23 protein-coding genes and 1 pseudogene are annotated in these 26,969 nt (G+C 70.5%); 13 read left to right on the top strand and 11 right to left on the bottom strand.

The annotated features are described in order from the left end of the window. Positions 1-33: 33 nt before the first annotated feature. Both WMF11_RS17165 and WMF11_RS17160 read right to left on the bottom strand, forming a co-directional pair. Complete coding sequence (locus WMF11_RS17165; RefSeq protein WP_437978195.1) at positions 34-1,005, bottom strand: Uma2 family endonuclease; 972 nt, start codon at positions 1,003-1,005, stop codon at positions 34-36. 97 nt (positions 1,006-1,102) lie between these two features. Next, positions 1,103-2,632 (bottom strand): O-antigen ligase family protein, encoded by a 1,530-nt coding sequence (locus tag WMF11_RS17160; RefSeq protein ID WP_437909464.1) that lies wholly within the window; start codon positions 2,630-2,632, stop codon positions 1,103-1,105. A 261-nt stretch (positions 2,633-2,893) separates the two neighbouring features. Between WMF11_RS17160 and WMF11_RS17155 the strand changes: the two genes are divergently transcribed. Next, positions 2,894-3,505 (top strand): polysaccharide biosynthesis/export family protein, encoded by a 612-nt coding sequence (locus WMF11_RS17155; RefSeq protein WP_437978194.1) that lies wholly within the window; start codon positions 2,894-2,896, stop codon positions 3,503-3,505. Positions 3,506-3,579: 74 nt separating this feature from the next. On the opposite strand, the gene WMF11_RS17150 is transcribed toward WMF11_RS17155, so the two are convergent. Together WMF11_RS17150 and WMF11_RS17145 are read right to left on the bottom strand one after the other, a co-directional pair. Continuing rightward, on the bottom strand, positions 3,580-4,461 hold the full coding sequence (locus WMF11_RS17150; protein ID WP_437978193.1) for a hypothetical protein: 882 nt from the start codon (positions 4,459-4,461) through the stop codon (positions 3,580-3,582). Beyond that, the gene (locus WMF11_RS17145) at positions 4,458-5,522 is read right to left on the bottom strand and encodes an AAA family ATPase (protein WP_437978192.1); all 1,065 of its coding nucleotides are present in this window, start codon (positions 5,520-5,522) and stop codon (positions 4,458-4,460) included. Before WMF11_RS17145 ends, WMF11_RS17150 begins: the two co-directional genes overlap by 4 nt. A 272-nt stretch (positions 5,523-5,794) precedes the next feature. On the opposite strand from WMF11_RS17145, the gene WMF11_RS17140 reads away from it, so the two are divergent. Continuing rightward, positions 5,795-6,973, top strand: coding sequence for a hypothetical protein (locus tag WMF11_RS17140; RefSeq protein ID WP_437978191.1), 1,179 nt, complete (start codon positions 5,795-5,797; stop codon positions 6,971-6,973). Positions 6,974-7,069: 96 nt separating this feature from the next. Here the strand turns inward: WMF11_RS17140 and WMF11_RS17135 are convergent, their stop codons facing one another. Continuing rightward, positions 7,070-7,606, bottom strand: coding sequence for a VOC family protein (locus WMF11_RS17135; protein ID WP_437909459.1), 537 nt, complete (start codon positions 7,604-7,606; stop codon positions 7,070-7,072). Positions 7,607-7,729: 123 nt separating this feature from the next. On the opposite strand from WMF11_RS17135, the gene WMF11_RS17130 reads away from it, so the two are divergent. Continuing rightward, a complete protein-coding gene (locus WMF11_RS17130; protein ID WP_437978190.1) occupies positions 7,730-8,749 on the top strand; it encodes an AraC family transcriptional regulator in 1,020 nt (339 codons plus the stop codon). Positions 8,750-8,927: 178 nt separating this feature from the next. On the opposite strand, the gene WMF11_RS17125 is transcribed toward WMF11_RS17130, so the two are convergent. Further along, on the bottom strand, positions 8,928-9,581 hold the full coding sequence (locus WMF11_RS17125; protein ID WP_437978189.1) for a TetR/AcrR family transcriptional regulator: 654 nt from the start codon (positions 9,579-9,581) through the stop codon (positions 8,928-8,930). A 68-nt stretch (positions 9,582-9,649) separates the two neighbouring features. Between WMF11_RS17125 and WMF11_RS17120 the strand changes: the two genes are divergently transcribed. From WMF11_RS17120 to WMF11_RS17110, 3 genes are all read left to right on the top strand, one after another. Further along, entirely contained in the window at positions 9,650-11,086 is a 1,437-nt protein-coding gene (locus WMF11_RS17120; RefSeq protein ID WP_437978188.1) for an FAD-dependent monooxygenase, read from the top strand. Between the two features lie 145 nt (positions 11,087-11,231). Continuing rightward, on the top strand, positions 11,232-11,627 hold the full coding sequence (locus WMF11_RS17115; RefSeq protein WP_437978187.1) for a cupin domain-containing protein: 396 nt from the start codon (positions 11,232-11,234) through the stop codon (positions 11,625-11,627). 206 nt (positions 11,628-11,833) lie between these two features. After that, positions 11,834-12,613, top strand: a complete 780-nt coding sequence (locus tag WMF11_RS17110; RefSeq protein ID WP_437978186.1) for a hypothetical protein — start codon at positions 11,834-11,836, stop codon at positions 12,611-12,613. Positions 12,614-12,655: 42 nt separating this feature from the next. Here the strand turns inward: WMF11_RS17110 and WMF11_RS17105 are convergent, their stop codons facing one another. The 3 genes from WMF11_RS17105 to WMF11_RS17095 all read right to left on the bottom strand — a co-directional run bounded on the left by WMF11_RS17105 (position 12,656) and on the right by WMF11_RS17095 (position 15,245). Beyond that, positions 12,656-13,144: a hypothetical protein gene (locus WMF11_RS17105; protein WP_437552927.1), complete on the bottom strand. Its 489-nt coding sequence runs from the start codon at positions 13,142-13,144 to the stop codon at positions 12,656-12,658. An 11-nt stretch (positions 13,145-13,155) separates the two neighbouring features. Then, a complete protein-coding gene (locus tag WMF11_RS17100; protein ID WP_437978185.1) occupies positions 13,156-14,859 on the bottom strand; it encodes a DUF2330 domain-containing protein in 1,704 nt (567 codons plus the stop codon). A gap of 122 nt (positions 14,860-14,981) precedes the next feature. Next, positions 14,982-15,245 carry a hypothetical protein gene (locus WMF11_RS17095; protein WP_437978184.1) on the bottom strand — a complete coding sequence of 88 codons (264 nt, stop codon included), beginning with the start codon at positions 15,243-15,245 and terminating at the stop codon, positions 14,982-14,984. 133 nt (positions 15,246-15,378) lie between these two features. Between WMF11_RS17095 and WMF11_RS17090 the strand changes: the two genes are divergently transcribed. From WMF11_RS17090 to WMF11_RS17080, 3 genes are all read left to right on the top strand, one after another. Beyond that, positions 15,379-16,377: a hypothetical protein gene (locus tag WMF11_RS17090; RefSeq protein WP_437978183.1), complete on the top strand. Its 999-nt coding sequence runs from the start codon at positions 15,379-15,381 to the stop codon at positions 16,375-16,377. Positions 16,378-16,380: 3 nt separating this feature from the next. After that, positions 16,381-18,480: a hypothetical protein gene (locus WMF11_RS17085; protein ID WP_437909449.1), complete on the top strand. Its 2,100-nt coding sequence runs from the start codon at positions 16,381-16,383 to the stop codon at positions 18,478-18,480. Between the two features lie 337 nt (positions 18,481-18,817). After that, a complete protein-coding gene (locus tag WMF11_RS17080; protein WP_437978182.1) occupies positions 18,818-20,047 on the top strand; it encodes a hypothetical protein in 1,230 nt (409 codons plus the stop codon). 189 nt (positions 20,048-20,236) lie between these two features. Here the strand turns inward: WMF11_RS17080 and WMF11_RS17075 are convergent, their stop codons facing one another. After that, positions 20,237-20,686 carry a hypothetical protein gene (locus WMF11_RS17075; protein WP_437978181.1) on the bottom strand — a complete coding sequence of 150 codons (450 nt, stop codon included), beginning with the start codon at positions 20,684-20,686 and terminating at the stop codon, positions 20,237-20,239. 610 nt (positions 20,687-21,296) lie between these two features. On the opposite strand from WMF11_RS17075, the gene WMF11_RS17070 reads away from it, so the two are divergent. The 3 genes from WMF11_RS17070 to WMF11_RS17060 all read left to right on the top strand — a co-directional run bounded on the left by WMF11_RS17070 (position 21,297) and on the right by WMF11_RS17060 (position 24,944). After that, positions 21,297-22,727 (top strand): hypothetical protein, encoded by a 1,431-nt coding sequence (locus WMF11_RS17070; RefSeq protein WP_437978180.1) that lies wholly within the window; start codon positions 21,297-21,299, stop codon positions 22,725-22,727. A gap of 48 nt (positions 22,728-22,775) precedes the next feature. Beyond that, complete coding sequence (locus WMF11_RS17065; protein ID WP_437978179.1) at positions 22,776-24,473, top strand: amidohydrolase; 1,698 nt, start codon at positions 22,776-22,778, stop codon at positions 24,471-24,473. Between the two features lie 87 nt (positions 24,474-24,560). Beyond that, positions 24,561-24,944 (top strand): hypothetical protein, encoded by a 384-nt coding sequence (locus WMF11_RS17060; RefSeq protein ID WP_437978178.1) that lies wholly within the window; start codon positions 24,561-24,563, stop codon positions 24,942-24,944. Positions 24,945-25,023: 79 nt separating this feature from the next. Here the strand turns inward: WMF11_RS17060 and WMF11_RS17055 are convergent. Then, positions 25,024-25,209, bottom strand: a pseudogene (locus tag WMF11_RS17055) (DUF899 domain-containing protein); the annotation flags it as partial. Between the two features lie 197 nt (positions 25,210-25,406). Here WMF11_RS17055 and WMF11_RS17050 point away from each other — a divergent pair. Beyond that, the gene (locus tag WMF11_RS17050) at positions 25,407-26,744 is read left to right on the top strand and encodes a cytochrome P450 (RefSeq protein WP_437978177.1); all 1,338 of its coding nucleotides are present in this window, start codon (positions 25,407-25,409) and stop codon (positions 26,742-26,744) included. Positions 26,745-26,969: the final 225 nt, after the last annotated feature.

Raw genomic sequence — 26,969 nt, 5'->3', positions numbered from 1 at the left:
AAGACCACGAGGCGATGCGCGAGGCAACGGCAGTCAGCGGCCGGTCGACTCCAGGAACAGCTCCTCCACCGCCGCCGCGGTCGCCGCGCGCTGGAGCCAGCGTCCCAGGACGTCCACGTCCGTCTCGCGGAGGATCCGGCCCCGCGCCTCCTCGCTCGCCGCGACGCCGCGCGCGTCCAGCAGCATCAGGATCGCCGCCGATAGCCGCCCCACCGCCTGCTCGGCCCGCGCCTGCTCCTGCTCGGCCCGCGCCTGCTCCTGCTCCGCCCGCGCCTGCTCCTGCTCGATCCGAGCCTCGGCGGCCTCGATCATCCCCTCCAGCTTGCCCACCAGCTCGCTGGCGGTGACCAGCTCGGCGGTATCCGCGTAAAAACGGAGACGCCCCGCCTCCACCGCCAGATCCAGATCGAGGACGTCCGATCGGTACCGCCCGGCGCGCGAGGGGATGCTCTCGTAGCGCCGCTCTCCGGTGGACGGTAACCGGTGCGCTTTGAGGTGCCCGCGCGGGATGTCGTAGATGAAGTACTCACGGATCCCGAGGGTCGCGTAGCGCACGACGTTGTCGACGAAATCCTTGCGCCAGTTGCCGGCGTAGTGCACCTCGATCGCGAGGTCGATCCCCTTGCCCTCGGCGCTGACCATCCAGCAGAGTCGCGGGGTGGGCTCGACGTCGGTCACCGCGATCACGTCGGGCGTGAAGCCCTTCTCGCCCGGATAGTGGGCCTTCATGTCGGCGCCGACATAGACGCGCCGCCCGCGCCGGCCGAACCAGGCGCGGAGCGTGTCGCGGGCTTCCACCTTGGCGTCGAAGTGCGGGTCCCCTTCGGCCATGGCCAGGCGCTCGTCGATCTCCTCCTGGGACATGGAGTCGACGAGCGCCGCGATCGCCTGCTGGCGCTGAGCGGGCGACATCGCGGCCCACTCGGCCTCCGTCGGGGCGCGCGGCGCCTCGGCCGGAATCGGCGCCGCGGCGGGGTCGACGGGCTTGCGGATGGGAGCCGACATCCCGCCCAGCATACCACCATTTCAGGGCGCTCCCGTCGGACGGACCTGCGAGGCCGCGCCGCGGCCATCCCAGGAGCGCCCGGCGCTCGCGGCGCGCTCACCCGAGGAACCGGAGCAGGACGTTGAGCAGCACGAGCACCAGGGACATCCCGCCGCACACGAGCGCGACCTCCCTCCCGGACACGCGCACCACGACGCGGCTGTCCTCGGCCCGCGCGGCGCCGTAGAGCGCGGCGGAGGCGCCGAACACCATGTAGAGAATGTCCTTGTAGGCCCACGAGAGGAAGAAGATGCCGATCAGCGCGCCGCACAGGCTCACGAAGATCGCCGGCGCGAACCGCCTCGCCGTGGGGCCGACATCGACGTCGCCCAGCCAGATCGACAGCGGCACCTTGATCGACGCGTACAGGACGAGCGCGAACAGGCACATCCCGAGCAGGCCCGTCTCGGCCGCGGCGAGGAGATACGAGTTGTGGGCGGTCAAGCCGAGCGACGACTCGTCGCCGAACTGCCCTGCGCCGACGCCGATCCCCTTCGTCCGGCGGATCATCTCGAACGCTTCCCGGAGCAGCTCGACGCGCTCGCCCGAGCTCTCGCTCGCCTCATCGCCGCTCCGGCCCCCGAGCAGGAGCATGGGCGGCCCGACGAAGCAGGCGGCGATGACGCCGAGGGTCCCGCTCCGCCGGATGAAGCTGATGCCGAGGACCGCCAGGTACACGATGACGCCCGAGCGCGAGCGCGACAGGACGACCATCGCGCCGATCGCCGCGATGACGGCCGTCACGGGGAGCGCGCGGAGCGCCCCGGCAACGCGCGAGATCAGCCGATCCGTGAGCAGGACGGGAAGCGTCAGCGCGCGGCGCGCCCCGCAGGCCCGCGCGGGCCCTGGCGCAGCGCCGCCGGGCGGCGCGCCAGCCGACGAGGGTGAGCCCCCGCGGACGGACCTGCGTGGCCGGCGCGGGCCGAAGCGCCGCTCGGCGAGCGCGATCGCGAGCGGGATCGACATTCCGGCCATCAGCGAGAGCTCGTTGGGATCGGCGAGCGAGCCGCGGTAGCGGACGCGGCCATCGATGGTCGACGTGCCGAGCGGCCCGGGGCGCTCGCACCGGTAGTTGCCGTCGGGTACGGGCGCCTCGATGCGGCAGTCGAGGTTGGTCTCGCAGGGGCGCCCATCCGGCTCGAGCTCGCCCTTGCCTTCCCAGTCATCGGGAGCCGCGATCATGCAGCCGTGGGGCTGGAACGCCTGCACGATCGCGACCACGGTCGTGAGAACGGCGCAGCCGACGAGCGTGATCGCGAGCGCCCGCAGCCCTCGCGGCGAGGCGGCGGCGACGGCGACGGCGACGAAGATGCCCGCGACGGTCGCGAGCTGCATTCCGCGCTCCTCGAGCGCGGTCGGGCGCTTCAGCGCGGTGGTCAGCGCTGCCCAGGCGAGGAACGCGAGCGCATAGACGACCTGAGGCGCGAGCGTCGGTTTGAGCCGGCGCCACACGACGTCGAGGGCGACGCAGAGCAGGGTGATCCCGAACGCCGCGTGCACGAGCGGAATCCCCGAGAGCGCGGGGATGAACTCCTGCGGCTTGATGATGACGAGCGCGCACAGCGCGCACACGACCCACGCTGCCATGGTGTGGCGCGCCGTTCGCGTGGCGCGCGCCGCGCACGGGCGGCCCGCGCCGCGCCCTCGTGACGGCCGCGCGGAGGCGCCCTGCGCGGGCGCGATGAGGCGCGGCGCGCATTCCCCCCCTTCCGCGCGACGGATCTAGCACCGCGGGCCCGAGCGGCACGCGGGAAGAGCGCCAGTGCGCGCGCGAGGAGCAGGCGCGGAGCGCGGCGGCGGGATCGGCGCTTGCTGGAGCGCCATCGCATCAAGGAGGCTGGAAACCGCATGTGCTCCCGCTGTGTCCGGATTGCCCTGCTCTGCTCCGCGCTCACGGTCCTCATGGCGCTCCCGGGCTGCGGCGCGGGCGCGCGCGCACCACGCGTCGATTTCGACGCGGAGCGCCGCGCGACGAGCGCCTATGCGGTCGGCCCCGGCGACGTGCTGGAGGTGCGCGCCTGGAAGAACGAGGCGCTGAGCCAGCGCGTCACGGTGCGACCCGACGGGTTCATCACGATCCCGCTCGTCGGCGACGTCCTGGCGTCGGGGCGCACCGTCATGGCCGTCGCCGAGGACATCGCGACGCAGGCCGCCAAGTTCTATCATGAGAAGCCGGTCGTCAGCGTCGAGGTGGCAGAGCTCCACAGCTACCGGGTCTACGTGATGGGCGAGGTGTCGCGTCCTGGCGAGTTCACGCCGAGGGGGCAGATCACCGTGCTCCAGGCGCTGGCCCTCGCGGGCGGATTCACGCGGTTCGCCGATCCCGACGAGGTGGTGATCGTCCGGCGCGACGCGATCGGCGAGCGCAGGATTCCGTTCGTGTTCGATGAGGTCGTCGGGAAAGGCGATCTGCGCGGGGATCTGCCGCTGCAAACGAACGATACCGTGGTGGTGCCGTAGGAAGGCCCGCGACGAACGCGCGTCGAACCCAGCAGAGCGTCAGCGGGACGCAGAAGCTATCTGACGAGCCGGAGCTAGCCTGACCGCTCCCGCTCTGCGCGCGAGAGAATGAGGCGAATCAGAGCGGCGAGCTCAGCCGGCGGCTCCCGGCACTGGTCGAGGTAGCGCTCGGCCAGATCCATACGGTCCGGCCGCTTCCGCGCGCAGGGAATCGTGCGATGGAGCTCCTGGAACACGAGCTTCCCGGAGACGTGCTTCCGCAGCTCGTCGAGATCGTCCTCGCGGGCCCGCAGGAACGCGAGCCGCTCTCGAAATACCTCGCGCGCAGTGTCTTGCGCACCGAACGCGCTCGCCCAGGTCGCGAGCGCATCCTCGGCGTTCACGGCCGCGAGCGCCTGCACGGCGGTGAGATAGCTTCGGCCGACGAAGCTCGGCTGCGCTCCGTGGGCATCGGCCAGGCGCCGCACGGTCCAGTTATGCGCCCCGATCGGAAGCGCCTCGCGATAGAAGCCGCGGATGCGATCGGCCACTGCGTCCACCGTGTCCCATCCTTCAGCCACACGGCCTTCGCGTCGCCACAACACCCTCCGCAGCACGCTGAGCCACCCTTCCGGATCCAGCAGGTAGCTCTCCAGGTCGTAACGAGAAAGCCGGTAGCAGGTGCCGTCGAATGACGGCTCCGACTGACGCGCGAGCTCCTCGTCCGGCGTGAAATCCCTGTCCAGAATGCCGTATACGGGCACCGGCGTGCCGCGCCGCCTGAGCTCCTTGACGGCGTCCTGCACGTACTTCCAGCCATCCTGGGCGTGAAATGTGACCATCCGTCCGAGATCGCCGAACCATTCCTTGTAAAAGAACTCGTCCTCTCGGTAGTCCTCGCCCTCGCAGATGATCGCGATGCCTGCGCCGCTCCGCAGGACAATTTCGAGCTCGTCGAGGCTCTTGTAGCCGCTCATGGTGCGCCCTCGTGGGGCACGTCGAAGCGACTTTCCGGATAATCGAGGCTCTTCACCTCCACCGATGGAACACTGCGCACGATCTCCGGTGAGTGCGTCGCGAGGAACACTTGCATCTCGAGGAGGCGCGCGACGCGCCGTAGCTGGGCGAGGAGCTGACGCTGCAGGGTCGGGTGCATGCTGATCTCGGGCTCGTCGATGAACAGCACGCCGTGTGGCCGCTTGCGCCGCGCGATCTCGCCGAGGAGCATCACGCACTGTCGCTCGCCCGAGGGGAGCTGGTCGAGCATCACCTCAGCGGGTTTACCGGACGTGTCGTTCCAGGGCGCCGTCACGCGCACCCTCCCCTCGCGAACGAACACCTTGCGCCCGGGGCCGAGCGCTTCTTGGAGAAGCTCGACCGATCCTGCGAGCTCCCCGGGGTCCTCTCCGCGGCTCTTTCGTTCGAGATCCAGGTAGTTCTGCCAGACCCAGAGCTGCTCGAGGGAGCCAGTCCACTGGCTCGTAGGGGAATACCGGGAGATCCACCGCGTGTCGGCGGGAGGGGGCTCGATGGTGCCGCCACGGAAAGGGCGGAGCTCTCGGTCATTGGGGAAGTAGATCAGGCCGCCGAGAGGTTGCTCTTCACCCAGCTCCACCTGCTTTACGTGAAGACGCAGAGCATCGATGTAGTTGCCCTTGGACCACCGGCGCGCCAGCCCGACGTCGTTCGTCTTGAGATAGACTGTGCCACCGCGAACGTCGCTCTTGGAGCTGTACGATGCCTTCCCATAGACGATCAGCTCCGGGTGCTGCTCGTCCTGAACGAGACCGCTCAGCGGTTGCTCGATCGTCAGCGCCACCAGCCCGGCCTCGTCGAGGATCGGCGCCGGTCTCTGAGGATCGACGACGAAGGCGAGCATGGCCTCGATGATGTCGAACACCGTCGTCTTCCCCGACCCGTTGCTCCCGACGAGGACGACGCGATCCCGGGCGTCGCCCGTGACCGGATCGGTGAAGTCGAGGACATGCTTGCCCCGGAAGCAGCGCAGGTCGTGGATCTCGAGGCTCCTCACGCGCATGACGGTCCTCCCTCTACCTCAGGCAGTACCACGGCAGAAGGGCCATGGATCGAACGAGCGCATCATGAACGCCGATCTGAAGAGCCGATCTGAAAGTCGGACGCAGTCCACGTGGACACGCGGCCGCTCGCCCGCGGCGCAGGCGTCGGGACTGGGCCCCCACCCGCCTCGACGTCGTACCGCCGCAGGGCCCGCCGCACACCGTCGGCCGGGCGTCTGCGGCCGGCCGTCTGCTGATGATGCGCGGCCGCGATTTTGGCATCCTGGACAGGATGCGCCCCGAGGCCACGCCGCTCGCCGCCGTATTGACCCTCGCGTTGCCGGTGATCCTCGCGGCGTGTGCCCCCGCGAGCCCCGGCCCCCCGGGCCCCGCCGGCAAGGCCGCGGCGGCGCCAGGCACGCCGGTCCTCGCGGCAGCCAGCGCGCCTTCTGGCCCGGGAACCCCTGGGCCTGCCGGCGCCGCGTCCGCGGGGGCGGCGCAGGCCGACGGCGCGCACGGCGCCGCGCCCTCCCCCGCCCCAACCGAGCCGGCCCCCGCCATCTCGGCCGACGAGGCCGAGGCGATCCTGTTCCCGGGCGACGCCACCGCCCACCGGGACGCCATCGACGCCTGCCGGCGCGGGACCGCCGGGACAGCGGCCGCGCCAAGCCCAGCGCACGAGCGCATCCGCTGCCTGCTCGCGCTCCGCTACCAGGGCGACCCGCAGGCCGCAGCGAGCGCCACCGCGCTCTTCGACCAGAACGGCAGCGTCGCCGGGCTGGAGCGGGAGCACATGATGGATGGCGGCTACCGCGGCATGCTCCACCTCGTCCCGGAGCTACCGGTGCGCGCCGAGCGCCGCCACCTCGAGTGGACGGTGGCGGCGATCGCCGACTTCGACGCCTTCGTCGCGGATCTCGCGGCCACGGCCAGCTCGCCCGTGCGCTACCGGCACCGCGCCCTCGCGCTCCGGTACTTCCGGTCCGTCCGGGCGCGGACGCCTTCCGCGTACGCCTCGGGCTGGACGGTCGCGTACAACCTCTCCGGCTCGCTCCACCGCTCCGCGGACGACGTGCGGGAGACGCTCTTCCACGAGCTCTTCCACCTGAACGACGGCGCGCACGGCGGGTGGTCGCAGGCGGCGCTCTCGCCGATCTACGACGGGATCGTCGCGCGCTGCGGGACGAGGATCACCTGCCTCACGCCGTACTCGCCGAACGAGACCATCGTGAAGGGCGGCACGTATTACTCGTTCCAGCCTGGAAACGGCGTGGTGGAGTACGCCGCCGAGCTGGCGATCCGCTACTACCGCGAGCAGCGCGCGGCGCTCCGCGGCAAACAGCTCACGAAGGCGCCGTTCAAGTGCGGCCCGCCGGAGAACGCGCGGGCGTGGTCGCTGCTCGCGGGAGAGTTCTTCGGCGGCGCAGATCGGGTGGCGCCCTGCCGGGAAGGTCCTCCGGCAGCGCCCTGAGCCACACCGCAGCACGCGCTTTCATCCTCCAACATGCTGGGCATGCCGTGACGAGGGGCGCAATCCCCATCGGAGGCCCGGTCGCGCGCAGGCGCGTCACCCCAGCTGCGACCGGTGGACGATCGAGGGTCGCGGCAGCTCGAGCGGCGGCATCGGATCGAAGAGCGAGCGCTCCGCGTCGGCCACCTCCTCGGCCGAGAAGGGCCGGAGGGTCTGGCAGAACTCGACCATGATGCCGTTGGGATCGATCGTGCAGATCGAGCGGCAGAACTCGCGATCTCGCTCGGTCACCTCGAGGCCGTGCGAGAGCCACCGCGCGAGCATCCGACCGTAAACCTCGCCCGTCGGGGCGCTGAAAGCCAGGTGGTTCATCCACACCGGCAGCCCGAGCCCTGTCGAGAGATCGGTCCTGAAGCGGCCCCGCACCGTCTCCTCGTGCAGATCCCAGAACGCCAGCAGCGGACCATCGGGCTCGCTGGTCCGATACAGGGCGTGCCTCGCCCAGCCCCCGTCGCGGCTGCCCTCGTAAGGCACCGCGATGACCTTCACGAGACGGAACCCCATGGCCCGGGTATAAAACCGGTGTGTGGCGACCAGATCGCTGGTCGCCAGCGCGATGTGATGCACCGCCATCGTCCCCCCCTTTTCGTGCATGTCGAGGATGCCACGAGCCGGAGCGCTCGTTCAAGCTGGATTTCGAGCGCGGCGGGATCGGCGCTGAGCCCCCGGGCGTCTGCGCTATCCTCGGCGCACGCCATGTCCGACGGCGATCTCGTGTTCGCATCCATGCCTGCCGGGCTCATCGCCTTCGCCTCGTCGTGCGGAGTCCCGCAGGAGGATCTCCTCCGGGCGGCCGGCGTCTCGCCCGAGGTCCTCGCCGCGCCCGACGAGCTCGTGCCGTATGCATCGCTCTTCTCGCTGTGGGAGGTCCTTCTCCAGCGCCTCCCCGGCGAGCCGCTCGGGCTGCGTTATGCGCGCTGCATCCCGGTGTCGGTCGTCGGCATCGTGGGGCACGTCCTTCGCCACAGCGAGACCGTGCGGCAGGGCGTCGCCGTCTATGGCCGCTTCTGCCGGCTGATGGACCCGTACCTCCGTATCACCCTCGAGGAGCGCGGCGGGGTCGCCCGGCTCGCGCTCGAGCACGAGCCGCGCGTCGTCGCCATGGCCGAGCCGATCGAGATGATGATCGCGACGCTCGCGCGCTTCATCGCGCTCTACCTCGGCGGCTCGGCGCGGCCGATCGAGGCGCTGTTCCGCCATCCTCGCCGGCACCCGCCGTCTCTCTACGAGGAGGCGATCGGGGCTCCGGCCCGCTTCGACGCGGGCGCCACGGGCCTCGTCTACGATGCGCGTCTGCTCGACGCGCCCCTCGTCGGCGCGGACCCGTCGGTCCGCGACTACCTCGTTCGCCACGCCGAGCAGCTCCTCGCCGCGCGCGCCGCGCCCGCCAGCGCCGCGACGCTCGACGCGCGCGTGCGCGCCCGCATCGACGAGCGGCTCGACCGCGGCGACGTGGACCAGGAGGGGGTCGCGCGCTCTCTGGGCATGAGCACGCGCTCGCTCCAGCGCGCGCTCAAGGACATCGGCACGTCGTTCACGGCGCAGCTCGACGAGGCCCGGCGGGAGAAGGCGCTCGATCTCGTCCGCCGGCCTGACCTCGCCCTCCAGGAGATCGCGTTCCTGCTCGGCTATGGCGAGCCGCGCCACTTCTACCGCAGCTTCCGTCGCTGGACGGGCACGACACCGGGAGAGTACCGGCGCGCCCGCGCCCGGTAGCTCCGCAACCCCGAAAGACCTCGACGGCCTGGTCGATGAAATCGAGGTGCTGCTGCGTGAGGGGCAGGCCGGCGCGCTGGTTCGCGGCCATCTCGCCGAGCGTCCGCGCGACGTCGCGGAGCTGCGAGAAGCGCGAAGCTCGACGAGAGGGGCATCGTGCCCTTGCCCAGCCCGGTGATCATGACGTGGCTCCCGATCCGCTGCGTGCCGGCGCGCAGGCAAAGCGCGTGCTCGCCGCCATCCCGTGAATGGCCGCAAAACCGCGATCGATCAACGCGATGAACGCAGCGTTCGCCTTCTTCGCCGAGCCTCCGCGCTCGAACACGCGGATGGCTTCGCCGTACGCCGTGCGCCACGTCAGCACGACCATGCCGGCGACGAGCCGCACGACGCCATCGGGCTTCGGACCAGCGAGCTCGACCGCGAGCGCCTCGACCGTCTCATCCCCGATTTCGCGGAGGCGCGCCTGGAGCGACGGGCTCGCCGCGACGACGCGCCCCCAGCCGACCGTCTGGCTGTCGATGCGAGCGAACGGATGTTTCTGCTCGCACAGCCTGTCGACGAGGCGGCGGAGCGCGTCGATCGGCGACTGCCCTTGCGGCCTCTCGCCGATTGCCTCGCGCAAGAGCCGCTTCACCTCGTCCTCGCGATCGAAGAGGAGGTCCTCCTTGCGCGCGAAGTAGTTGAACACCGTCATCTTGGAGACACGGGCGGCGGCGGCGATCTCCTCGACCGTCACCGCGTCGAAGCCGCGCGCGAAGAACATCGCCGTCGCGACGTCGGAGATCCGCTGCCTGGTCTCGCGCTTCTTGCTTTCCCGGAGCTCGCCCATGGATCGAATCTTAGACTAAGACAAATATTTGACTTGCGCAAACATTTACCGAGTCCAAGATTTGGGTCATGACGCACGACGTGGTCATCGTAGGCGCCGGCCCGGTCGGGCTCTTCCTCTCAATCGAGCTCGCGATCGCGGGCGTGAAGCCGCTCGTGCTGGAGCGGCTCGTGGAGCCCGACCGCACGATCAAGGCCGCCGGGGTCGGCGCGGTGGCAGCCGAGGCGCTGGAACGACGCGGGCTCGCGCGTGCGCTCGACGACGAGCGCCGCGCCACCATGGCGCGGATGATGCCGGCGCTGAGGGCGCGCTTCGGATCTGGAACGGTAAAGAGGCCAGGAGGCCATTTTTCTGGGATGTTCTTGATTGACCAGGACCTCCAGCGCGACCCGGAGCGCCACATGCGCCTCGTGCCGCAAGAGGCGCTCGAGAGGATCCTGAGCGCGCGCGCGACCGAGCTCGGGATCGAAATCCGTCGCGGCATCACGGTGGAAGGCTTCGAGCAGGACGACGACGGCGTGACCGCGCAGACGAGCGCGGGCCCGCGGAGCGCGAAGTACCTCGTCGGCTGCGACGGCGGCCGGAGCCGCGTCCGCAAGCTCGCCGGCTTCGAGTTCCCCGGCACGGATCCGACCATCACCGGCTATCAGGCTGTCGTCGAGCTCGATGCGCCCGAGAAGCTCGCGATGGGTTGGCATCGAACGCCGCGCGGCCTCGTCGCGTCCGGACCGATGCCGGGGCGCGTCTTCACGGCGGAGTTCAACGGGCCGCCGCCCCATCGGGATGCGCCGATCACGCAAGCCGAGGTCGAAGCGGCGATTCAGCGCGTGAGCGGCACCGACGTCAAGATCCTGTCGATGACGATGGCGACGCGCTGGACCGATCACGCGCGGCAAGCGACGAGCTACCGAGCTGGCCGCGTCTTTCTCGCCGGCGACGCCGCGCACGTCCACTCGCCCTTTGGCGGCCAAGGCTTGAACCTCGGCCTCGTCGACGCCGCGAACCTCGGTTGGAAGCTCGCCGCGGCGGTGAAGGGGCGCGAGCATCTCCTCGACTCGTACACCGCCGAGCGCCATCCTGTCGCCGCGCGCGTCCTCGAAAATACCCGCGCGCAAGTCGCGCTCATGCGACCTGACCCGCTGACGAGCGCGCTCCGCACCATCGTGAGCGACCTGATGAAGCTGCCCGAAGGCAACCGCTACCTCGGCGAGATGCTCTCGGGCGTCGGCGTTCGTTACGACCTCGGGGACGACGACCCGCTCGTCGGCACGCTCGCGAAGGACCAGCTCCTCACGCTCGAAGGCGGCAGCGAAGAGCGGCTCTACGTGCTGATGGAGAAGGGCGGCGGCCTCTTCATCTCGCCTTCGGAACGGTCACTCCCGCGCGACGTGCACGTCGCACGCACCCACGACGGCCCGTCGATGCTCGTCCGTCCCGACGGCTGCATCGCGTGGACAGACGCGTCGTCGAAGTCGCTCGACGACGCGCTCGCGCGCTGGTTCTGAAGGAAAGCACCGGATTGCGACGGTTCGCCCCCGCGGAACAGTCCCGCCGGAGATTGCTGGCGCGCGGAACCAGGGGCGGCCGCGAAGCGGGATGCTCGGAAAAAATCTACAATCGCCGGCGCGCGCGAGCGCCCATGGTGCTTGCATGACCCGACACGACCCCCACGCTTTTCATCTCTCCGACACCTACGTGCAGCTCCTCGACGGCGGCGCCGCGAAGCTGATCCCTGTGGACGCCGAGTTCTGGGCGAAGATCGGCGAGCGCGAGGAGCTGCACGCCGGCCGCATGGTGGGCCTCTTTCACATGAACGAGAGCCCCGATCACCGCGAGGTCCACCCCCATGGCGACGAGATCCTGATCCTGCTCTCCGGCTCGGTCGACGTCGTGCTGGAAGACGAGGGCGGCGAGCGCGTGATCCAGCTGCGCGATCAGGGCACGTGCATCGTCCCTCGCGGCGTCTGGCACGGGCAGATCGTGCGCGCGCCGAGCGTGATGATCTTCATCACGCCCGGCGAGGGTACTCAGCACCGCGCGTGCTGATCCCACGCGATGACCGGTAAGATCACGCTTTGGAGCGCGCTGGAGCGCGTTGGGGCGCGTTGGGGCGACCAACGATTCTGCGTCGCGGCTTGACACTGAACCACGGCGCTCGCTTGACAATCCATGGGGGATTTGCTTCGCTCGTCGTGGGCGTTGCGCCCATCCTTGGACGTGACTACGGCGTCCGCCGAGCTGAACGACTTCGCATGATCCACGATGCTCCGCCTGGAGCGGTGAGCGACCGCTTCGACATGGTCACGCGCGCAGAGCGCGCAGATCTCGGCGCCCTGATGGATGTCGTCGTCGCGCAGGCATGGGCCGCGACGCCGTTCATCTACTCCAACGACGTCGAGGACGCCTATCTGGAGATCCTGCGGGAGACCCCCGCGTTCACGTTCGGCCTCGTCGAGAGGGCGACGGGGCGCCTGGCCGCGGTCGGCAACGCCGCTCCGGTCGCCGTGCGGAGCGACGATCTGGCGGCGCTGCCCGACGGCGGCTGGAGGTGGCAGGTCCTCCGTGCGAAGGCGGTCCGCGACGGCGACCCGCCAACCCACCTGGGCGCGTTCACCGCCTCGGTGTCACCGCTGTTCCGCGGCCAGGGCGTGAGCGCGCTCGTGCTCGCCGGCTTCAAGGCCCTGGCGAGGCGATCGGGCCTCGCCGGCGTGCTCGCCCCGGTGCGCCCCCCGTCCAAGGCATCCTGCCCAGGCATCGACATCGAGGAGTTCCTCGATCGCGCCCGCGAGGACGGGTTGCCCACCGACCCGTGGATCCGAACGCATGTCCGCGTTGGGGGCCGGATCGCCGGGACTCCCCGTTGCGCCCTCGTGGTCGACCTGGAGCTCGATTTCTGGGAGGTCTGGCTCGGCAGGCCTATCCTGCCTTCCGAGCGGTCTTTCGAGATCCCCGGCGGCCTTGCCCCCGTGTACGTCCAGGGTCGGCGCGGACGTTATGAAGAGCCAGCCGTCTGGATCGTTCACTCGCTCTGACCCAGAGCTGCTGGACCCGACTGGCGATGTGGATTTCGGGCCCTATGGCCGCCCAGCACAGGCCTCGTCGCTGTCCCATCGGGGGTGCACCAGCCGCTCGGCGGTCGCAACCGTGCCTCGCGCGTCGGTCACCACCCCCCTGATCCGGAGCGGTTGGCCGATGGCACAAGCTGGCTCGCGGAGCACGGCCGGCCATCCGATGAACTCGCACCGGCCGTCCTCGAGCTCCTCGAGCTCGATTCTCCCCCGGCTGGTCGTCGCCGAGGACGGATCGCCGATCACGGTCGTCGTGACCTCGAGCTGGGCGCCCTCCGGCTCCAGGCCGAGCGTCCTGACGCTTGTCCACACGTGCCAGCCGCCCTGCGCGCCGTGGGCGAGCTCGACCTCCTGGCCGTCGGCGAGCGGCTCGAACTGCCACTCGCCGGTGCCGAGCTCGGCGATGCCCTGCGCCGGCGGCTCGTCCCCGCCGGCACAGCCAGGAGCGAACGCGAGGAGCACGGCGAAACCGGCGGCGGAGGTCGAGCTGGCCACGGCGTGGACTCCTACGAGCGCCGGCGGCGGCGCGCGGCCGCCAGCAGCCCGAGAAGCGCGCCGCTGAGACCGACGGCGCCGCCCGCATGACCGCCGGCGTTGCAGCCTCCAGAGGCGGCCCCGACGGCGGGCGGCGGCACATCGACCGGCCGGCCGCCCGGCAGCGAATCGGGCAGCGGCGGGACGCGCCGATCGTAGAAGGACGTGGGGACGGGCTCGTCGGGAAGCACGCAGGTCGTCGTGCGGCTGCCGTCGGCGGCGATCGTGCCTACCGCCACATAACCGGTCGAACAGCGGCAGGTCGGCGTCATGTTCATCGGCACGCACTCGCCGTTCGCGCCGCAATCGAACGTCGCACAAGGATCCGCGAGCGGCGGCGCGTCAGGGAGCGCCCGGTCACCCGGGTTGAGGAACGACATGCGGAGGTCCTGGCAGGTCACCGTCGGCCGACCCGACGGATCGAACGTCGTGCGCGCGGTCGTCCCGGGCACGCACGCGCAGGCGGCGACGGGCTGGGCGCCGTCCGCGCCCTCGACGACGCGGCACAGGCCGCCTGCGCCGCACGCCGCGAAGTCGCACGGCGACGCGGCGCCGGCAGCCTCGGCGCCCGGCGGGCCCACGCACAGGTCGCGATCATCGACGTAGCGCGGGAGCAGGCGGGTGTTCGACACAACGGGACCGTCGGTGCGCCGGAAGATCGGATCGACGGTCATCTCCTCGGGCGACAGGCGGGTATAGAGCCGGGTGATCGTCGCGTTGCCCTCCAGCAGCGGCAGCAGCGCGTCGCGCGCGGCCAGCTGATCCTCGTCCGAGGTCATCGTGTTGCGGACCTGCTCGGCGATGTCGGTCGTCGGTCCGCTCATCTCCGTGACGAACCCTCGACCGCCGGCATCGTCGACGCCGCGCGCGACGAGCGCCGTCCAGTTCGTCTGCACCGGCCACTGGTTCGCGCTCCAGACGATCTGGTTGTCGTCGATCTCGACGTCCGGCCAGTTGGCCGGCCCATAACGCCGGTCGCCGAGGATCATCACGGTGATGCCCATCTCCGGCTCGGCCGCGATCGCCGTCAGCCGGATCGGGATCGACGGCGACCCCGACGGAAGCGTGAAGCGGAACGGCTGGATGTCGGTGACCTCGGCGTCCGGCTGGAGCCGCAGCGCGAGGAACTTCATCCCCTCGCTCGTATAGATGCGGATGTACGGCACCATCGCGTCGTTGACGCGGAAGTTGTTGTCGCGAAGCCAGGCGACGAGCGCCGTGGGATCGGTCGACTCGACAACGGCCACGTCGTACGGGCCGACCTCTTCCCGGATGTGCACCGTGACGTCGCCGTCGTCGGCGCCGTCCGCGGTGCCCCCGCCCCCCGCGGATTCGGGGAAGGCGGGGTAGCAGCTCGGGTCGTCGGGCCACTGGAACTGCGGGCCCGTCGCTGTATCGAGGGCGGTGAGCGCAAGCTGCGGGAACACAGCGAGGCTCTCCACCGCCGGCACCTCGGCCAGCGGGACCACCCAGGCGAAGTCCGGCGCCGCGCCGGCATACTGGATCTGCGTCACCATCGTGACCGACCCGTCCTCGTTCGTCGCGAACAAGATCCGCTCCGCGGTCTGGTCCACCGGCTGTCGTCCGCAAAAGAATCCGCCGCACGCCTCGGCGGGTCGCGGCGCAGTCATCAGCGCCGCCGCCGCCATCACCGGAGCCATCCATAGCTTGCGCATGGTCTACATCCTCCTCGCCCGACCGATCGGGCGAACGCCCCCCAGGCAAACACAGTGCCATGCACAAGAAAAGGCGATTCCTGAGTACGACGCCGGGGGCGACCGATCCAGGCGAGCGCGCGTCAGGCCACCTCCATGGCCCGCATCTCGACGAGCTGACACCAGCGCGCCAGTCGACGTCGACGCGCCACACGCGCGGCGCCGTCTCGATCTCCTCCCAGGCCGCCGTCGACGTCGGCGCTGGCGGCGATGGTCGCTCCGGCCTGGATGCGGAACCCATCCGGGCCCACCGCACCCGCGAGCTCCTCGCGCAGCGTCACCGGCGCCGAGAGGCGCGCGCCGCAGGTGGCCGTGCCGCCGCCGCCAGACTCCAGGATCGAGAGCACGTGGGTCAGGCACTACGGGGCTGTGCCCATTCGCATGCTGCCGACCTTGTGCGTCCTCGGCCTGTTCGTATAAGCTTGGCGCGTGGACCTGCGCGATTTGCGCCACGTGTTGGGCGAAGTGGTCACTCCTGCCTTGTTCGCCGCTCAAGAAGGGCGGCCGGGCACGCGGCCACGGCTGGCGAAGCTCCATCAGGCCGCGCAGGAGCTGATGCCCGAGGCGTGGGTGGATTTCGAGGGGCGAGCGTTGCTGGCGGAGATTTTAGCGCACACGCACGAGACCGCGGACCTTCACGCGCTGCGCGAGGCGAAGCTGGCCGCCTTCGCAGACCTGCTTCGACGGCGGATCTCTCAACTCGAAGCCCAGGGAGCCCACCCGTCGGCGTCCGAGGCCCCCGGCGCTGCGCCACGCGCCCCGGCCAAGCCAACGACCAACGACGAGGCGAGCGCGGACGGGGCGCCCCGCTCGACAGAGCCCGCCGGCACGGGGCTGAAGGCGCGGAGGCCATGGCTGCTCGGCGCTGGCCTGGGATCGTTCGTCGTGTTCGGCGCGCTTGGCGCGCGCGCCCTCATCTCGCGTTCAGAGGAGCAGGATTGCCCCTCCGGGTTCTACCGGCGCGGCGACGCCTGCGTCAGTCCAGACGACCCGCTCGAGCGCTACGCGAATTGCATCCTTCGGGACGTCAAGACCTCCACGTCGAGCGACAAGGGCACCCTCGTGCAGGTGAAGGTGGACGAGGCGAAACGCGGCGCGGCCAGCGCGCTCGAAGTGAAGAACAAGTTCGAACAGAGCGTCGAGTCGAACACGGATCGCTGCGTCGTGCTGGACGTCTCGGCGCGCTGCTTCGCGCTCGCGACGGGTGATAAAAACATGCCCGCGCTCCCGCGTAGTTGCATGGAGGGAGCTCTTCCGGAGCAGCCCTCGGCGCAACCTTCGGCCCAGTCGCCGAGAACCCAGCATCCGAGCGCGCCGCCGTCGCCGCCTTGCGTCGTCGACCTCGCCACGTTCAACCTTGGCAAGCCGAAGTGCCCAGACAAGTCGAAGAGCCGTGCGGCGACCGACGCCGAAGCGAGACAATTGGCGACGATCCACCGGAACTGCAGCGCTTTCACGGTCGTCTCCTGTGAGCCCTGACGCATGAGCCGCGCGCTCTGCGTCCTGCTGCTCGCGGCCCTCTCGTTGGTGGTTCGCCGTGCGCACGCAGACGGCTTCATTTCCCTCGAACTGCAGGTACCTCTCAAAGAAGAGCCTGCTCATCTGTGTATCGTCACGGCCCGCGCCACGAAGCTCGTCAATCCGGACAAGAAGACGTCGTCGTACAGTTCGTTACCGCTCAAGGCGTTAGCGCTCGACGAGCAGGGGCGCATAACGGCCATCCCACAGGAGGCGGAGAGCAATCCCGCGCTCGAAGGGGTTTCGCGAGCACTGACGATGGCGCTCCCCGCAAGAGCTTCGCCGGGGGCCGACGGGGATGACCAGGAGCTCTCTGCCTGTGCCGAGCCCTTCGCCGAATGCGACGCGCGGCTAGACCAGACTCCCGCCATACGCGAGTGGTTCGACAAGGACCTTCTGGACAAACAGAAGCTCGATCTACACGTCACGTGCGGGTGGAACGTCGCGCGTCCCAACAGCAGAGGCTCGGTGGTCTTCGTTGGTCTCAACCTGATCCACGGCGCGGATGCTCCCATCACCGAAATCAGGCTCGACGGGACCGTAGCGGCGATCCGCTTCGCCGGCACGCTCGGAGGCGCCGAAGCCGCTGCGGTCCGGGTAATCGGCGGCCACTACGCGCCTAGCCTGACGGTGTTCACCACCAGCGGGCGCGCCGTGCTCCCGCTGCAGCCGCGCTGCCTGACCTCGGTTGCACAGCTCCCTCTGGTCTCCGGTATTGCCACCCAGATTCGTCGCGTCACCCTGGAGCGGCAGAACGCAAGCGCCCGACCGCTTCGCGTGTGCAGACCTGAGATTACCGAGCAGTCGTTCGTGATGCGCCTGCCCGTCCACGACGAGCGCGTCGAGACTCGCATCAAGGCGGAGCTGGGAGCAGACGCGACGCTCGAGGCGCACTGGTTCGAACCGACGCCGCCGTCACAGCTCAGCATGCAGCTGAAGCAGGTCGGCTTCTCCTGGCGGCCCGATTGCGCCTACCCGTTCAGCTCTCTTGGATGTCCGCGAGCTTGGCTGGAGGGCATCGAATGCTCCCAGCGAGAGCCATCGACCGAGGGGACGTGCGCCTATGCGTGTAGCGCCGCCGGGTCGTTCAAGCTGCCTACATCCGTGGAGTTTTCAGCCGATGAGTCTCGACAACGCTGGCCCGATCGGCTGGGGCGTCCGGCGGAAGAGCTGTTCGGCCTCCCCGATACTCGCGTACGGCAAATCGCAGTGGATTTCTCGAGCTGGCGCAATCTACCGGACATCGAGCGCGCCAGCATCGATGGAGTAGAGGTTCAGCTACCTGATCGCAGCACCACGTTCATCGACCTGCGTGGAAAGATCTTCAACCTGAACCAGACCCCCGGCCAGAATGTGGAGCTGCCAAACCAGGAAATCTCGGCGGTGAGCTTCGCCTGTGGTGCCCCAGTACAGTACCGCGTGCGCGGCCTCCCGCGCTACTCGCCCCACGGAACAGTCGACGTCGAGGATGGCCGAGTTGTCGTCCGCTCCCCCGCGTGCGACGATTTCGCCCACTGCTCGAGCATCGAGTCAGCGCTGAGCCTCGGGCTCCTCAGCCGCGGCCCCCAGGACGGCATCGCTTCGTCCAAATTTGGAACTGGACTCTACGTCCAAGGCGACTTGATGGCCAAGTACATCCCATGGGGCGGATGGTGGTTTGGAGGCGCCGGCTATACGTTCGGCATCGGGAGCCGCGAGTACGTCGCCGCCGACGACACCGGATATCATCAAAAATGGGCACCGTACGGCCGCATCGGATATCGTGTTGCGATAGGTGTGCGTTCCCTGGATCTTCGCCCCGTGATACCGCCGGCGCAACTGGGGATAGGCATCGAGGGGGGCTATGGCCACGTGCTCACCCTCGGCCGCGCGAGCGCCATGGGAGGTGACTTTTACCTTTCGCCCAACGCTTTCGTCCGCTTTGGGCGCGCCGCGATCGCCTTCAGAATGCTCTGGTTCGAAGAGCTTGCATTCATCGACGAGCGCGCGTCCGAGCTGCTGCGCGCCTCATCGACCACGTACTACGGCTACGAGCTTCGCTACCACTTCGACCGCAATCCTTGAGCCGAGATCGTCGGCCAGGACGAGGCGTGAGCGCGACGGCCGCGCTCCGCCTCCGCGGCGGATGTGGGGCAATGTGCTGGGAAACGGGAGCGAGAAGCCGCCCAGCGTGTCGTGGACGGGCTCCCTCAATGCCTGGATGGGTTGCGAATACAGCGTCACCATTCCGGGAGGGAGCCATTCGCTCGGGTTGAGCAACTGGGTTGGCGCCGCGCGCCGCCGCGTTGGCATGGAGCGCGCTTGGCCTCCTTCGGATACCGCGGGAATAGCGCGCTTGTCGGCCTGGAGAGCGGCGCCCTCGCTGGTACGCGTGTTGCCAACACCGCCCGTGATGTGGCCAATGAGATCTGTTCATCTCGCATGGTTGACGCTCGCCGCCGTGGCGTGCAGCACGGATCCGGTGGCGGTGGACCCGCGGACAACCTCGCAGCTGGTCCTCGAGGGAGGGCTCGTCGCGGAGTCTCCGAAGGTCATCGTGCTGGTCGTCGATGACGCGGACACGGCCGAAGCCGCGCAGCTCCGCGAGCGCGTCGCCCAGAGCGTGCGCGCAGGCCTCCTTGCCGTGATCGAATCGCGGTGGGGAACATGCGGCAGCGCGGATCCGGCCCAGTGGCACCCCGGCGATATCCGGGTGGTCGTCGCGCGGCCGAGCGCGCCCGACGCTGCGGCGCTCGTCACGTCGAGGGAAATCCCCGCGCTCGCGTGGACCACGCAGACCTCGCACGAGGAGGAGGTCGAGGCGGTGATGGCAGGCGTGACAGAGGCGCTGGGACAGCGGCTCGCCGAGCCCGGGGAGGAGTACCGCCCGCTACGGACGGCCACGCGCGCGCTGGAGCTCGTCACGGGCGCGCGCGCACCCGTGGGGGATGCCGAGGTAGCCCTCGTCAGGTCGCTGCCCCAGGACAGGATCGCGAGGCTGCTCGTCGCGAGCACGCGCGACGACGAGGGGCCCGGGCTCGTCGCCGACGAGGTACCCAGCCAGACAGCGCTGTCGATGACCCTGGACACGGAGGTGGTCGGGCCTTTCACCACGCCCGATTGGACCTGTAGCGCCATCGACGAAGGCGGCGGGCGACTCGCGGCGTGGAGCGAGCTCGTGAGCGCGGAGCCGATCGCCTCGAGCTGCGACGATCAGCACACGTGGGACATGCTCCTTCACCCGGGCTTTGCCGATTGCGGCCCCATCTGCCAGGCCCACCCGCTCGCCGTGGACGCCGGAGGCGTGGTCGCTTGCAAGATTATGATCGATCAGGCCGATCTCGAGCGCTGCGATGCCGCGCTGGGTCGGCGCGATCCAGGCGGGCAGCCCACGCTCGTCGAGCGCGGCGGCAAGGAGCTGCGCCGCTGCGAGGTCGTGCAGCTCGCCGGCGCCGACCTGGAGAGCTGCCGGCATTCGCTCGATTGTCCAGGATGCCCGAGCGGCTTCTGCGCGACCGAGGTGCCGGAGCTCGTGTCGCAGTGGCGCTGCGGGCCCTCGGAGCACCCATGGCCGCTCCGGTTCATCGGCGGCGCGCTCGAACGCCGTGGAGGGTGGATCAACATCACCTGCAGCACCGAAGCAGCGGAGTGAGAGACCACACCGTCCGGCGCGCCGTGTCCGGTCGTCGACACCTCGTTCCGAACCTGACAAATCCTCTCATTTTGTTGACATTGCAGCGAAGAACAATTGAACAGGGAGACGGGGAGATTGATGGGATTCTACTCCCCGTCTCCCCGCCTCCCTGTGAATTCTCCCGGAAAGGAACCAGCGGAGTCGGGTTCAGTCGATGAGGGTCCAGGTGGCCTTGGCGGTGCAGCCGTAGGCGTCGAGCGCGCCGGGGTGCGAGAGGGGGACGAGCTTGGTCTGGCCCTTGGCGAGCGGCCCGGTGACCGAGCGGGTGTAGGGCCCAGGATCACCGTAGTAGTGCGTGACGGTGAAGGTGATCTTCGCCGTGTCCGGAACGCCAAAGAGCGAGGTGTTCTTGATCGCCGCGTTCGGGTTGAAGATGCTGGGAAAGGTGATCGAGCAGGAGAGGTTCACGGTCTTCGTGACCGGGCCGCCGCCGTCATCCCCCCCGGGGCCGATGATCGCCTCTGCGCCCTCACCCACGACCTCGGCGACGTCGCTCGCGCCCTCGTCGGCGCTGTCGGCGTCGAGCGGCTCGGCGATGCAGCCGACGAGCGAGAAGGACGAGATGAGCGAGCAGAGGAGCAGGTTCTTGAGTTTCATGGTGATGTCTCCTTGGGTCGGGGTTCACGCTCACGAGATCACGTGTCAGCGGCCTCTGGCGATACCGAGTCGCCCGGGAGGGCCCTTGTCGCTGTCTCGCGGCGTCGCATTCCGATAGAGCAACCGGCGGGCCAGGTTGTCGGGGCGCTTCGGAAGGCCGCCGGCGCGCCCAGGATCCACGGGGAAGACCGCTTCTTTCGGGGTTTTCGCGCTCGTCCGCGCGGCGCCGGGTGGGGGGCGCCTGCGCGGCGCGGTGGAGGTCTCAGCCCCCACGCCGACGGCGCGAGCCTCCACCACGTGACTTCTCAGGTGCTCTCTGGCCCGGGAGGCCGGGGCCGGCTCAGGCTCTGTGCTCGTTCGACGGGTCGGCGCCGCCCGCGTTCCGCAGGCTGTGGAGGGAGCGCGGCGCCTTCGATGCACGAGCCCGAGGAGTCGAGCGCCCGTCCGTCGCGATCCGGCGGCCTCCTTGACGGCGATCGGCGCCCCATGGGATCGTCAGACATGCAGGCCGAGGCGCGATTCTCCGAGGCGCGCAGCGTGCAGCGCGCTCCTCGGCGCCCGGGTGGTCCTGCCGTGGGCGGGGCACCTCGGTGAAGCTCGAGGAGCGTTGATGCTGGCGCCGAACGATCATCCCCCCTCTTTCTCGTCGGCGCCTCCGAGGGTTCACGTTGCGTGCGTCGGTGTCCTGGTTGGCCCCTGCGTCGTGCTCGCCGTCCTCGCGGGCAGGGAAGTGGCCGTCCCGTGGTTCGTGATGGAGGCGGGCTTGCTCGTCGCGCTCCTCTGCGTCGCCGCCGCGGCCCGCAGCGCTGCGCTGCGCGTCTCTCTCCCCCTCTTCGTTTTTCCGCTCGCGTACCTGTTCTTCCGCATGACCCGGGAGGGGATGACGTGCCCCGACATCCCCCCTTCCTGGTACGCATGGCGAGAGTGGTTGCCGATGATCGGGCGCGTCTTCGGGCTCCTGTCCGCCGTCGCCGGCGCCTTCGGGGCGGTGTTCTTCGCTGCCATGGCGAGCACCATGGTCCGCGTGCCGCCGCGCGCTCTCCACGCGGTGAGCGTCGCCGTCCTCGCGCTGACCACGGGCCTCCTTGCCGTATCGACCGCTCACGCCGTGCGAGAGCCCGATCCGGAGGATCACATCGCGTCCCTCCCGACCATCGGAGTCGTTCCGCCCGTCGAGGGGGAGCCCTCGATGATCGACGAGGGCCCGTCGGACCCGTCCGGACCGCCCGTCGTGACGCGCATCCACGACGTGAGCATCGGCCGGCTGGGCGTGCGCCGGTTGTGCCCGAGCCTGTCCGAGAGGTGTTTTCTCGATGTGGAGGAGGCCGGGAGGCCTTTCGACGCTCACCTCGTGACGTGGCTGTCTCAGCGCGGCACGTACACGATGGTCGCCCCCGAGGCGTGCCGGCAGCAGCCGGGCTGGATCAATCCCCGCGATTCTTTCGTCATCCGCCAGGCGTCGCCGCTCGTTCGCGAAGCGTCTCTGTTCGCCAAGGACCGCGAGCTGGGCGAGCTGCTCATGCTCGACGGAGCGATCTACGATGCCCATCGCGGCGGCGAAGCAGGTCCGGTCGTCCTCGCGGCGCCGCGGTTCTTCGCGATGCCCGCGTCCATGCGCCTCGTCGCAGGCGTGCTCGGCGCCCACCGGCGCGCGATCGCCGTCGCCGCCTGCGGAGCGCTGCTCTCCCTGGCGCTGCTCCGCCATCGCTGGCGCGCCCGCCGCGCCCTCGCGCAGATCGCTGGGGCGAGGGCCGCGGTGCTCGCCGAAAACGGCTGGCTCGACTTCGCGGACGGCTCGCCTCCCGTGCGCGCCGCAGACCGCGGCTTGCCGCCCGGACCGGTCGTGGTCCTCGGACCGACGTCCGCGGGCACGTACCGCGGAGGGGCTCTCTCCGGCGCCGAGATCGTCGCCGGAGAGCAGGCCCGGCTGCTCGAGCGAGGGAGCGCGCGGATCGCGCAGCTCGACGTCCTCGTCTTCTTCGTCGCGGTGCTCGCGCCGCTGCCGCTGCTGACCGTCGCGGTCACGCTGGGCCTCTGGTAGCCCCCTGCCCGCCGTTGCGCGCCCCATGCGGGTGCTAGGGTGGCGCTCATGTCGAACGCGCTCCGAGCGACGCTCCTGAGCCTCTTCGGCAGCCTCGCCCCGAGCTGTGCCTCGCCGGGCCTGCTCGCCGCGACGGCGGCGCCCGAGGCGCCCGCCGATCTCGTGATCTCCGCCGGCGTCGTCCGGACCATGGACCCCGGGAACCCGCGCGCCGAGGCGGTCGCCGTGCGCGGCGAGCGGATCGTCTTCGTGGGCAGCGCGGCCGACGCGAAGGCCTTCGTCGGGCCGGGGACGCGCGTCGAGGAGCTGCCGGGGCGCGCGGTCGTGCCCGGCCTCGTCGACGGGCATGCCCATCTCTACGGGCTCGGGGTCGCGCTGGAGACGCTGAGCGTGCGCGGCGCGAAGAGCGCCGAGGCGGCGGCGGCGCTCGTGGCCGAGGCGGCGAAGGCCCGCCCGAGGGCCGAGTGGATCACCGGGCGCGGCTGGGACCAGAACCTCTGGCCGGGCGCCGCGTTCCCCACGCACGCCCCGCTCGACGCGGCGGCGCCGGAGCACCCGGTGGCGTTGCGCCGCGTCGACGGGCACGCGCTCTGGGCGAACGCGGCGGCGATGCGCGCGGCCGGGGTCGGCCGAGGCACGCAGGATCCGCCGGGCGGGCGCATCCTGCGCGACGCCGCGGGCGAGCCGACGGGCGTCTTCATCGACAACGCGATGGGCCTCATCGAGGCCGAGGTCCCGGCCGACCCGCCCGCCGTGCGCGAGCGGCGCATCCTGCGCGCGGCCGAGGCGGCGCTCGCGTCCGGGCTCACGGGCGTGCACGAGATGGGCATCGGCGACGAAACCGTGGCCGTCTACCGCGCGCTCGCCGCCGCCGGGCGGCTGCCGATCCGCGTCACCGCGTACCTCGCGGGCGAGGGGAACCTCGATGGGCTGAAGGCGCGCGCGCCCGACGTGGACCCGACGGGCACGGCGATGTTCGTGCTGCGCGGGGTCAAGCTCTTCGCGGACGGCGCGCTCGGCTCGCGCGGCGCGGCGCTGCTCGCGCCGTACGCGGACGAGCCCTCGACGAGCGGGCTCCTGCTGATGGATCGCGAGGCGCTCGCGCGCGCGGCGCGGATCGTCGCGGACGCGGGCTTCCAGCTCGCTGTGCACGCGATCGGCGACCGCGCCAACCGCGCCGTGCTCGACGCGTTCGAGGCGCTCGGCCCGGAGCGGGCGGCGGCGCTGCGGTTCCGGGTGGAGCACGCGCAGATCCTCTCGCCCGACGATCTGCCGCGCTTCGCGGCGCTCGGGGTGATCGCGTCGATGCAGCCGACCCACGCGACGAGCGACATGCCGTGGGCGCCCGCGCGGCTCGGCGCCGATCGCCTGAAGGGCGCCTATGCCTGGCGATCGCTCCTGTCGTCGGGCGCGCGCGTCGTGTTCGGCTCGGATTTCCCGGTGGAGGACGCCTCACCGCTGCTCGGCATCCATGCCGCCGTGACCCGGCAAGATCTCTCGGGCCACCCCCCGGGCGGGTGGATGCCCGAGGAGCGCCTCGACCTCGACGAGGCGCTCCTGGCCTTCACCGAGGCGCCCGCGTACGCGGCCTTCGCCGAGGGCCAGCGGGGCCGGATCGCGCCTGGCTACGTGGCCGATCTGACCGTCCTCGGCCGCGCTCTCTCGCCCGATCGCTCGCTCGTCGACACGCCGATCGACATGGTGGTCGTCGGCGGCCGCGTGGCGCACGCCCCGGCGCCGCGGTGAGCGGCGCGCGCTGCGCTTCGTCCGGACCGCCATGAGACCTCACGGCCGACGCATGCAAACGACGAACGAAAGGAGGAATGAGCACCGATGCTTGCACGCTACCAGATCGTCCGCGGGCGCCGTCCGGAGGGTGATCCGCTGCCAGAGGGCAAGCGGTACGACACGCGCAAACACACGCACCACGTCCTGAGGCCCACCCCGGAGATCGTCGAAGAGTTCCTGTCGGATCCCTCGCAAGCTGGCTTCAAGAGGTTTCGCGCCGCCTACTTCGCGGTGCTCGACAAGAGGTTTGCGGAGCAACGACCGCACTTCGACGCGCTGGCGCAGGAGGCCCTGCAAGGCGACGTGTTCCTCGGCTGCAACTGCCCCACGGCGCGCCAGCCCGAGGTCCGGCATTGCCACACGTGGCTGGCGCTGGAGTACCTCGCCCGCAAGTACCCGGACCTGGACGTGAGGTTCGATGCGCGGTGAGCGGCGTTCACTCACGCTCGCGGCGAGCGAGGCCGCTCGGACGTCGCGCGTTCGCAGGGTGCGGCGAGGGCCCCGCGGTTCAGCGCCGCATCCGTGAGCAACAGTCGTCCGCCTCGGGAGCGGCGACCGCGGGTCGCGCGCCGCTCGAGTCGGACAGGTCGTCCTGCTCGTCGGGGTAGCGGATGCGCTCGTCGCCGGCCTTGGCGCCCAGCCCGGTGCTGCGCCCCTTGGGCTCCTCCCATTCCTCCTGGCGCCCGAGCGCGGTAGCGCCGGCCGACTCCGACGGGGTGGTCACGGGGCCTTGGTCGGACGGACACCGCGCGGCGCGCCCCCGCCTGGCGCCGTCCGTCGCAACATTGGCGCCCGACGCCGCTGCCGCAGCGGCGCGCCGAGCCCATCCTTGCGTCGATCCCGGTGAGGCGCCGCGCGCCCCCGGGATCGAGCCCCCCGCCGAGGTACGCCATGAGCCAGTTGCCCCGAGGCCCGCGCAGCCGACTTCTTACGACCTACAAGTTCCTCACCCGTCCGTTCGAGCTCCTCACGCATTGCGCCGCCACCTACGGCGATGTCTTCAACGTCCCCGTGCTCAGCGGCGACGTCGTGATCGCCGGAGGCCCCAGGACGGTGCAGGACGTGATGACGGCGCCGCCCGAGACCTTCCTTCCCTTCGCCACCAAGGCGATCGCGCCGCTCGTGGGGGAGCACTCGCTGCTCATGCTCTCGGACGAGCGCCACAGGCGCGAGCGGAAGCTGCTGACGCCGCCGTTCCACGGCGATCGCATGCGCGCCTACGCGGCGGCGATGGCGGACACCACCGCGCGACGGCTCACCGAGGCGGCGCGCGCGCCCCGCGCCATCGCCCAGGAGCTCACGCAGGCGATCTCGCTCGACGTCATCATCCGCGCCGTCTTCGGCGTGGAGGAGCCGTCTCGAACGAGCGCGTTCGCTCGGGCCGTCGTCGCCATGACCGACGCGCTGACCCCGGCGCTGACCTTCCTGCCGCCCTTGCAGCGGGAGCTCGGCGGCCTCGGCCCCTACGCGCGCTTCCGCCGGCGCGTCGGCGACCTGGACGCCCTGTTCCGGGCGCAGATCGAGCGGGCGCGCGCGGCGCCGGGCGACGACATCCTGAGCCTCATGGTCTCGGCCCGTTACGACGACGGATCGCGCATGAGCGATCGGGCCATCTTCGACGAGCTCCGGACGCTGCTGTTCGCCGGGCACGAGACCACGGCGCTCGCCCTCGCGTGGGCCCTCGATCACGTGCACCGCCACCCCGGCGTCCTCGCGCGCCTCCGCGACGAGATCGACGCCCTCGGCCCGGAGCCCGACCCCGAGCGCCTCGCTGCCCTGCCCTACCTGGAGGCCGTGTGCAAGGAGGCGCTGCGCATCTATCCGATCGTCACCGAGTCCCCGCGCCTCCTGGCGCAGCCGTTCCGCCTCGGCGAGCACGAGCTCCAGCCGGGAACGGGGGTGGCGCCCTGCATCCTGCTCGTGCACCACCACCCCGAGCTCTACCCCGAGCCGTCCCGGTTCAGGCCAGAGCGCTTCCTGGAGCGCAAGTTCTCGCCGTTCGAGTACCTGCCCTTCGGCGGCGGACACCGCCGCTGCATCGGCGCGGCCTTCGCGATGTTCGAGATGAAGATCGTGCTCGGCGTGGCGCTGTCAGCATGGGAGTTCCGCCTGCTCGACGAGCGTCCGCCCCGCCCCGTGCGCCGCAATCTGACGCTGAGCCCCTCGGGCGGCGTCCCGCTCGTCGTGCGCGCCCGGGACCGCAGCCGTCTTGATGCCGTCGCCGCCTGATCCTGGCGCGAGGAGGCGCACGGGAAGCCCCGGCACGGGAGCGCGCCACCGTGGATGCGACGACACGGCGGACATGGAGGAGAGAGAGAAGATCACGACATAAAACCTCCGTGCTCTCAGCGCTTCGGCGATCGTCGGGGGTGGTTCTGGAATAGAGGGGCTCCCCCGCTTGCCGCATCGCCCCCATGCCGAGACGCCTCCTCCGCTCGACCGCCGCCTCCTCTC

This window comes from Sorangium sp. So ce295 (genome assembly GCF_051527405.1).
GTDB classification, from domain to species: Bacteria; Myxococcota_A; Polyangia; order Polyangiales; family Polyangiaceae; genus Sorangium; species Sorangium cellulosum_B.
This window is presented reverse-complemented; position numbering and strand designations above follow the sequence as displayed.

Bases quoted from the DNA above. Each gene is read 5' to 3' on its own strand.
- WMF11_RS17165 (WP_437978195.1), bottom strand. From the start codon at position 1,005: ATGTCGGCTCCCATCCGCAAGCCCGTCGACCCCGCCGCGGCGCCGATT.
- WMF11_RS17115 (WP_437978187.1), top strand. From the start codon at position 11,232: ATGACCCGACACGACCCCCACGCTTTTCATCTCTCCGACACCTACGTG.
- WMF11_RS17130 (WP_437978190.1), top strand. From the start codon at position 7,730: ATGTCCGACGGCGATCTCGTGTTCGCATCCATGCCTGCCGGGCTCATC.
- WMF11_RS17070 (WP_437978180.1), top strand. From the start codon at position 21,297: ATGCTGGCGCCGAACGATCATCCCCCCTCTTTCTCGTCGGCGCCTCCG.
- WMF11_RS17150 (WP_437978193.1), bottom strand. From the start codon at position 4,461: ATGAGCGGCTACAAGAGCCTCGACGAGCTCGAAATTGTCCTGCGGAGC.
- WMF11_RS17140 (WP_437978191.1), top strand. From the start codon at position 5,795: ATGCGCCCCGAGGCCACGCCGCTCGCCGCCGTATTGACCCTCGCGTTG.
- WMF11_RS17145 (WP_437978192.1), bottom strand. From the start codon at position 5,522: ATGCGCGTGAGGAGCCTCGAGATCCACGACCTGCGCTGCTTCCGGGGC.
- WMF11_RS17050 (WP_437978177.1), top strand. From the start codon at position 25,407: ATGAGCCAGTTGCCCCGAGGCCCGCGCAGCCGACTTCTTACGACCTAC.
- WMF11_RS17060 (WP_437978178.1), top strand. From the start codon at position 24,561: ATGCTTGCACGCTACCAGATCGTCCGCGGGCGCCGTCCGGAGGGTGAT.
- WMF11_RS17125 (WP_437978189.1), bottom strand. From the start codon at position 9,581: ATGGGCGAGCTCCGGGAAAGCAAGAAGCGCGAGACCAGGCAGCGGATC.
- WMF11_RS17135 (WP_437909459.1), bottom strand. From the start codon at position 7,606: ATGGCGGTGCATCACATCGCGCTGGCGACCAGCGATCTGGTCGCCACA.
- WMF11_RS17065 (WP_437978179.1), top strand. From the start codon at position 22,776: ATGTCGAACGCGCTCCGAGCGACGCTCCTGAGCCTCTTCGGCAGCCTC.
- WMF11_RS17080 (WP_437978182.1), top strand. From the start codon at position 18,818: ATGAGATCTGTTCATCTCGCATGGTTGACGCTCGCCGCCGTGGCGTGC.
- WMF11_RS17085 (WP_437909449.1), top strand. From the start codon at position 16,381: ATGAGCCGCGCGCTCTGCGTCCTGCTGCTCGCGGCCCTCTCGTTGGTG.
- WMF11_RS17110 (WP_437978186.1), top strand. From the start codon at position 11,834: ATGATCCACGATGCTCCGCCTGGAGCGGTGAGCGACCGCTTCGACATG.
- WMF11_RS17160 (WP_437909464.1), bottom strand. From the start codon at position 2,632: ATGGCAGCGTGGGTCGTGTGCGCGCTGTGCGCGCTCGTCATCATCAAG.
- WMF11_RS17155 (WP_437978194.1), top strand. From the start codon at position 2,894: ATGTGCTCCCGCTGTGTCCGGATTGCCCTGCTCTGCTCCGCGCTCACG.
- WMF11_RS17075 (WP_437978181.1), bottom strand. From the start codon at position 20,686: ATGAAACTCAAGAACCTGCTCCTCTGCTCGCTCATCTCGTCCTTCTCG.
- WMF11_RS17100 (WP_437978185.1), bottom strand. From the start codon at position 14,859: ATGCGCAAGCTATGGATGGCTCCGGTGATGGCGGCGGCGGCGCTGATG.
- WMF11_RS17120 (WP_437978188.1), top strand. From the start codon at position 9,650: ATGACGCACGACGTGGTCATCGTAGGCGCCGGCCCGGTCGGGCTCTTC.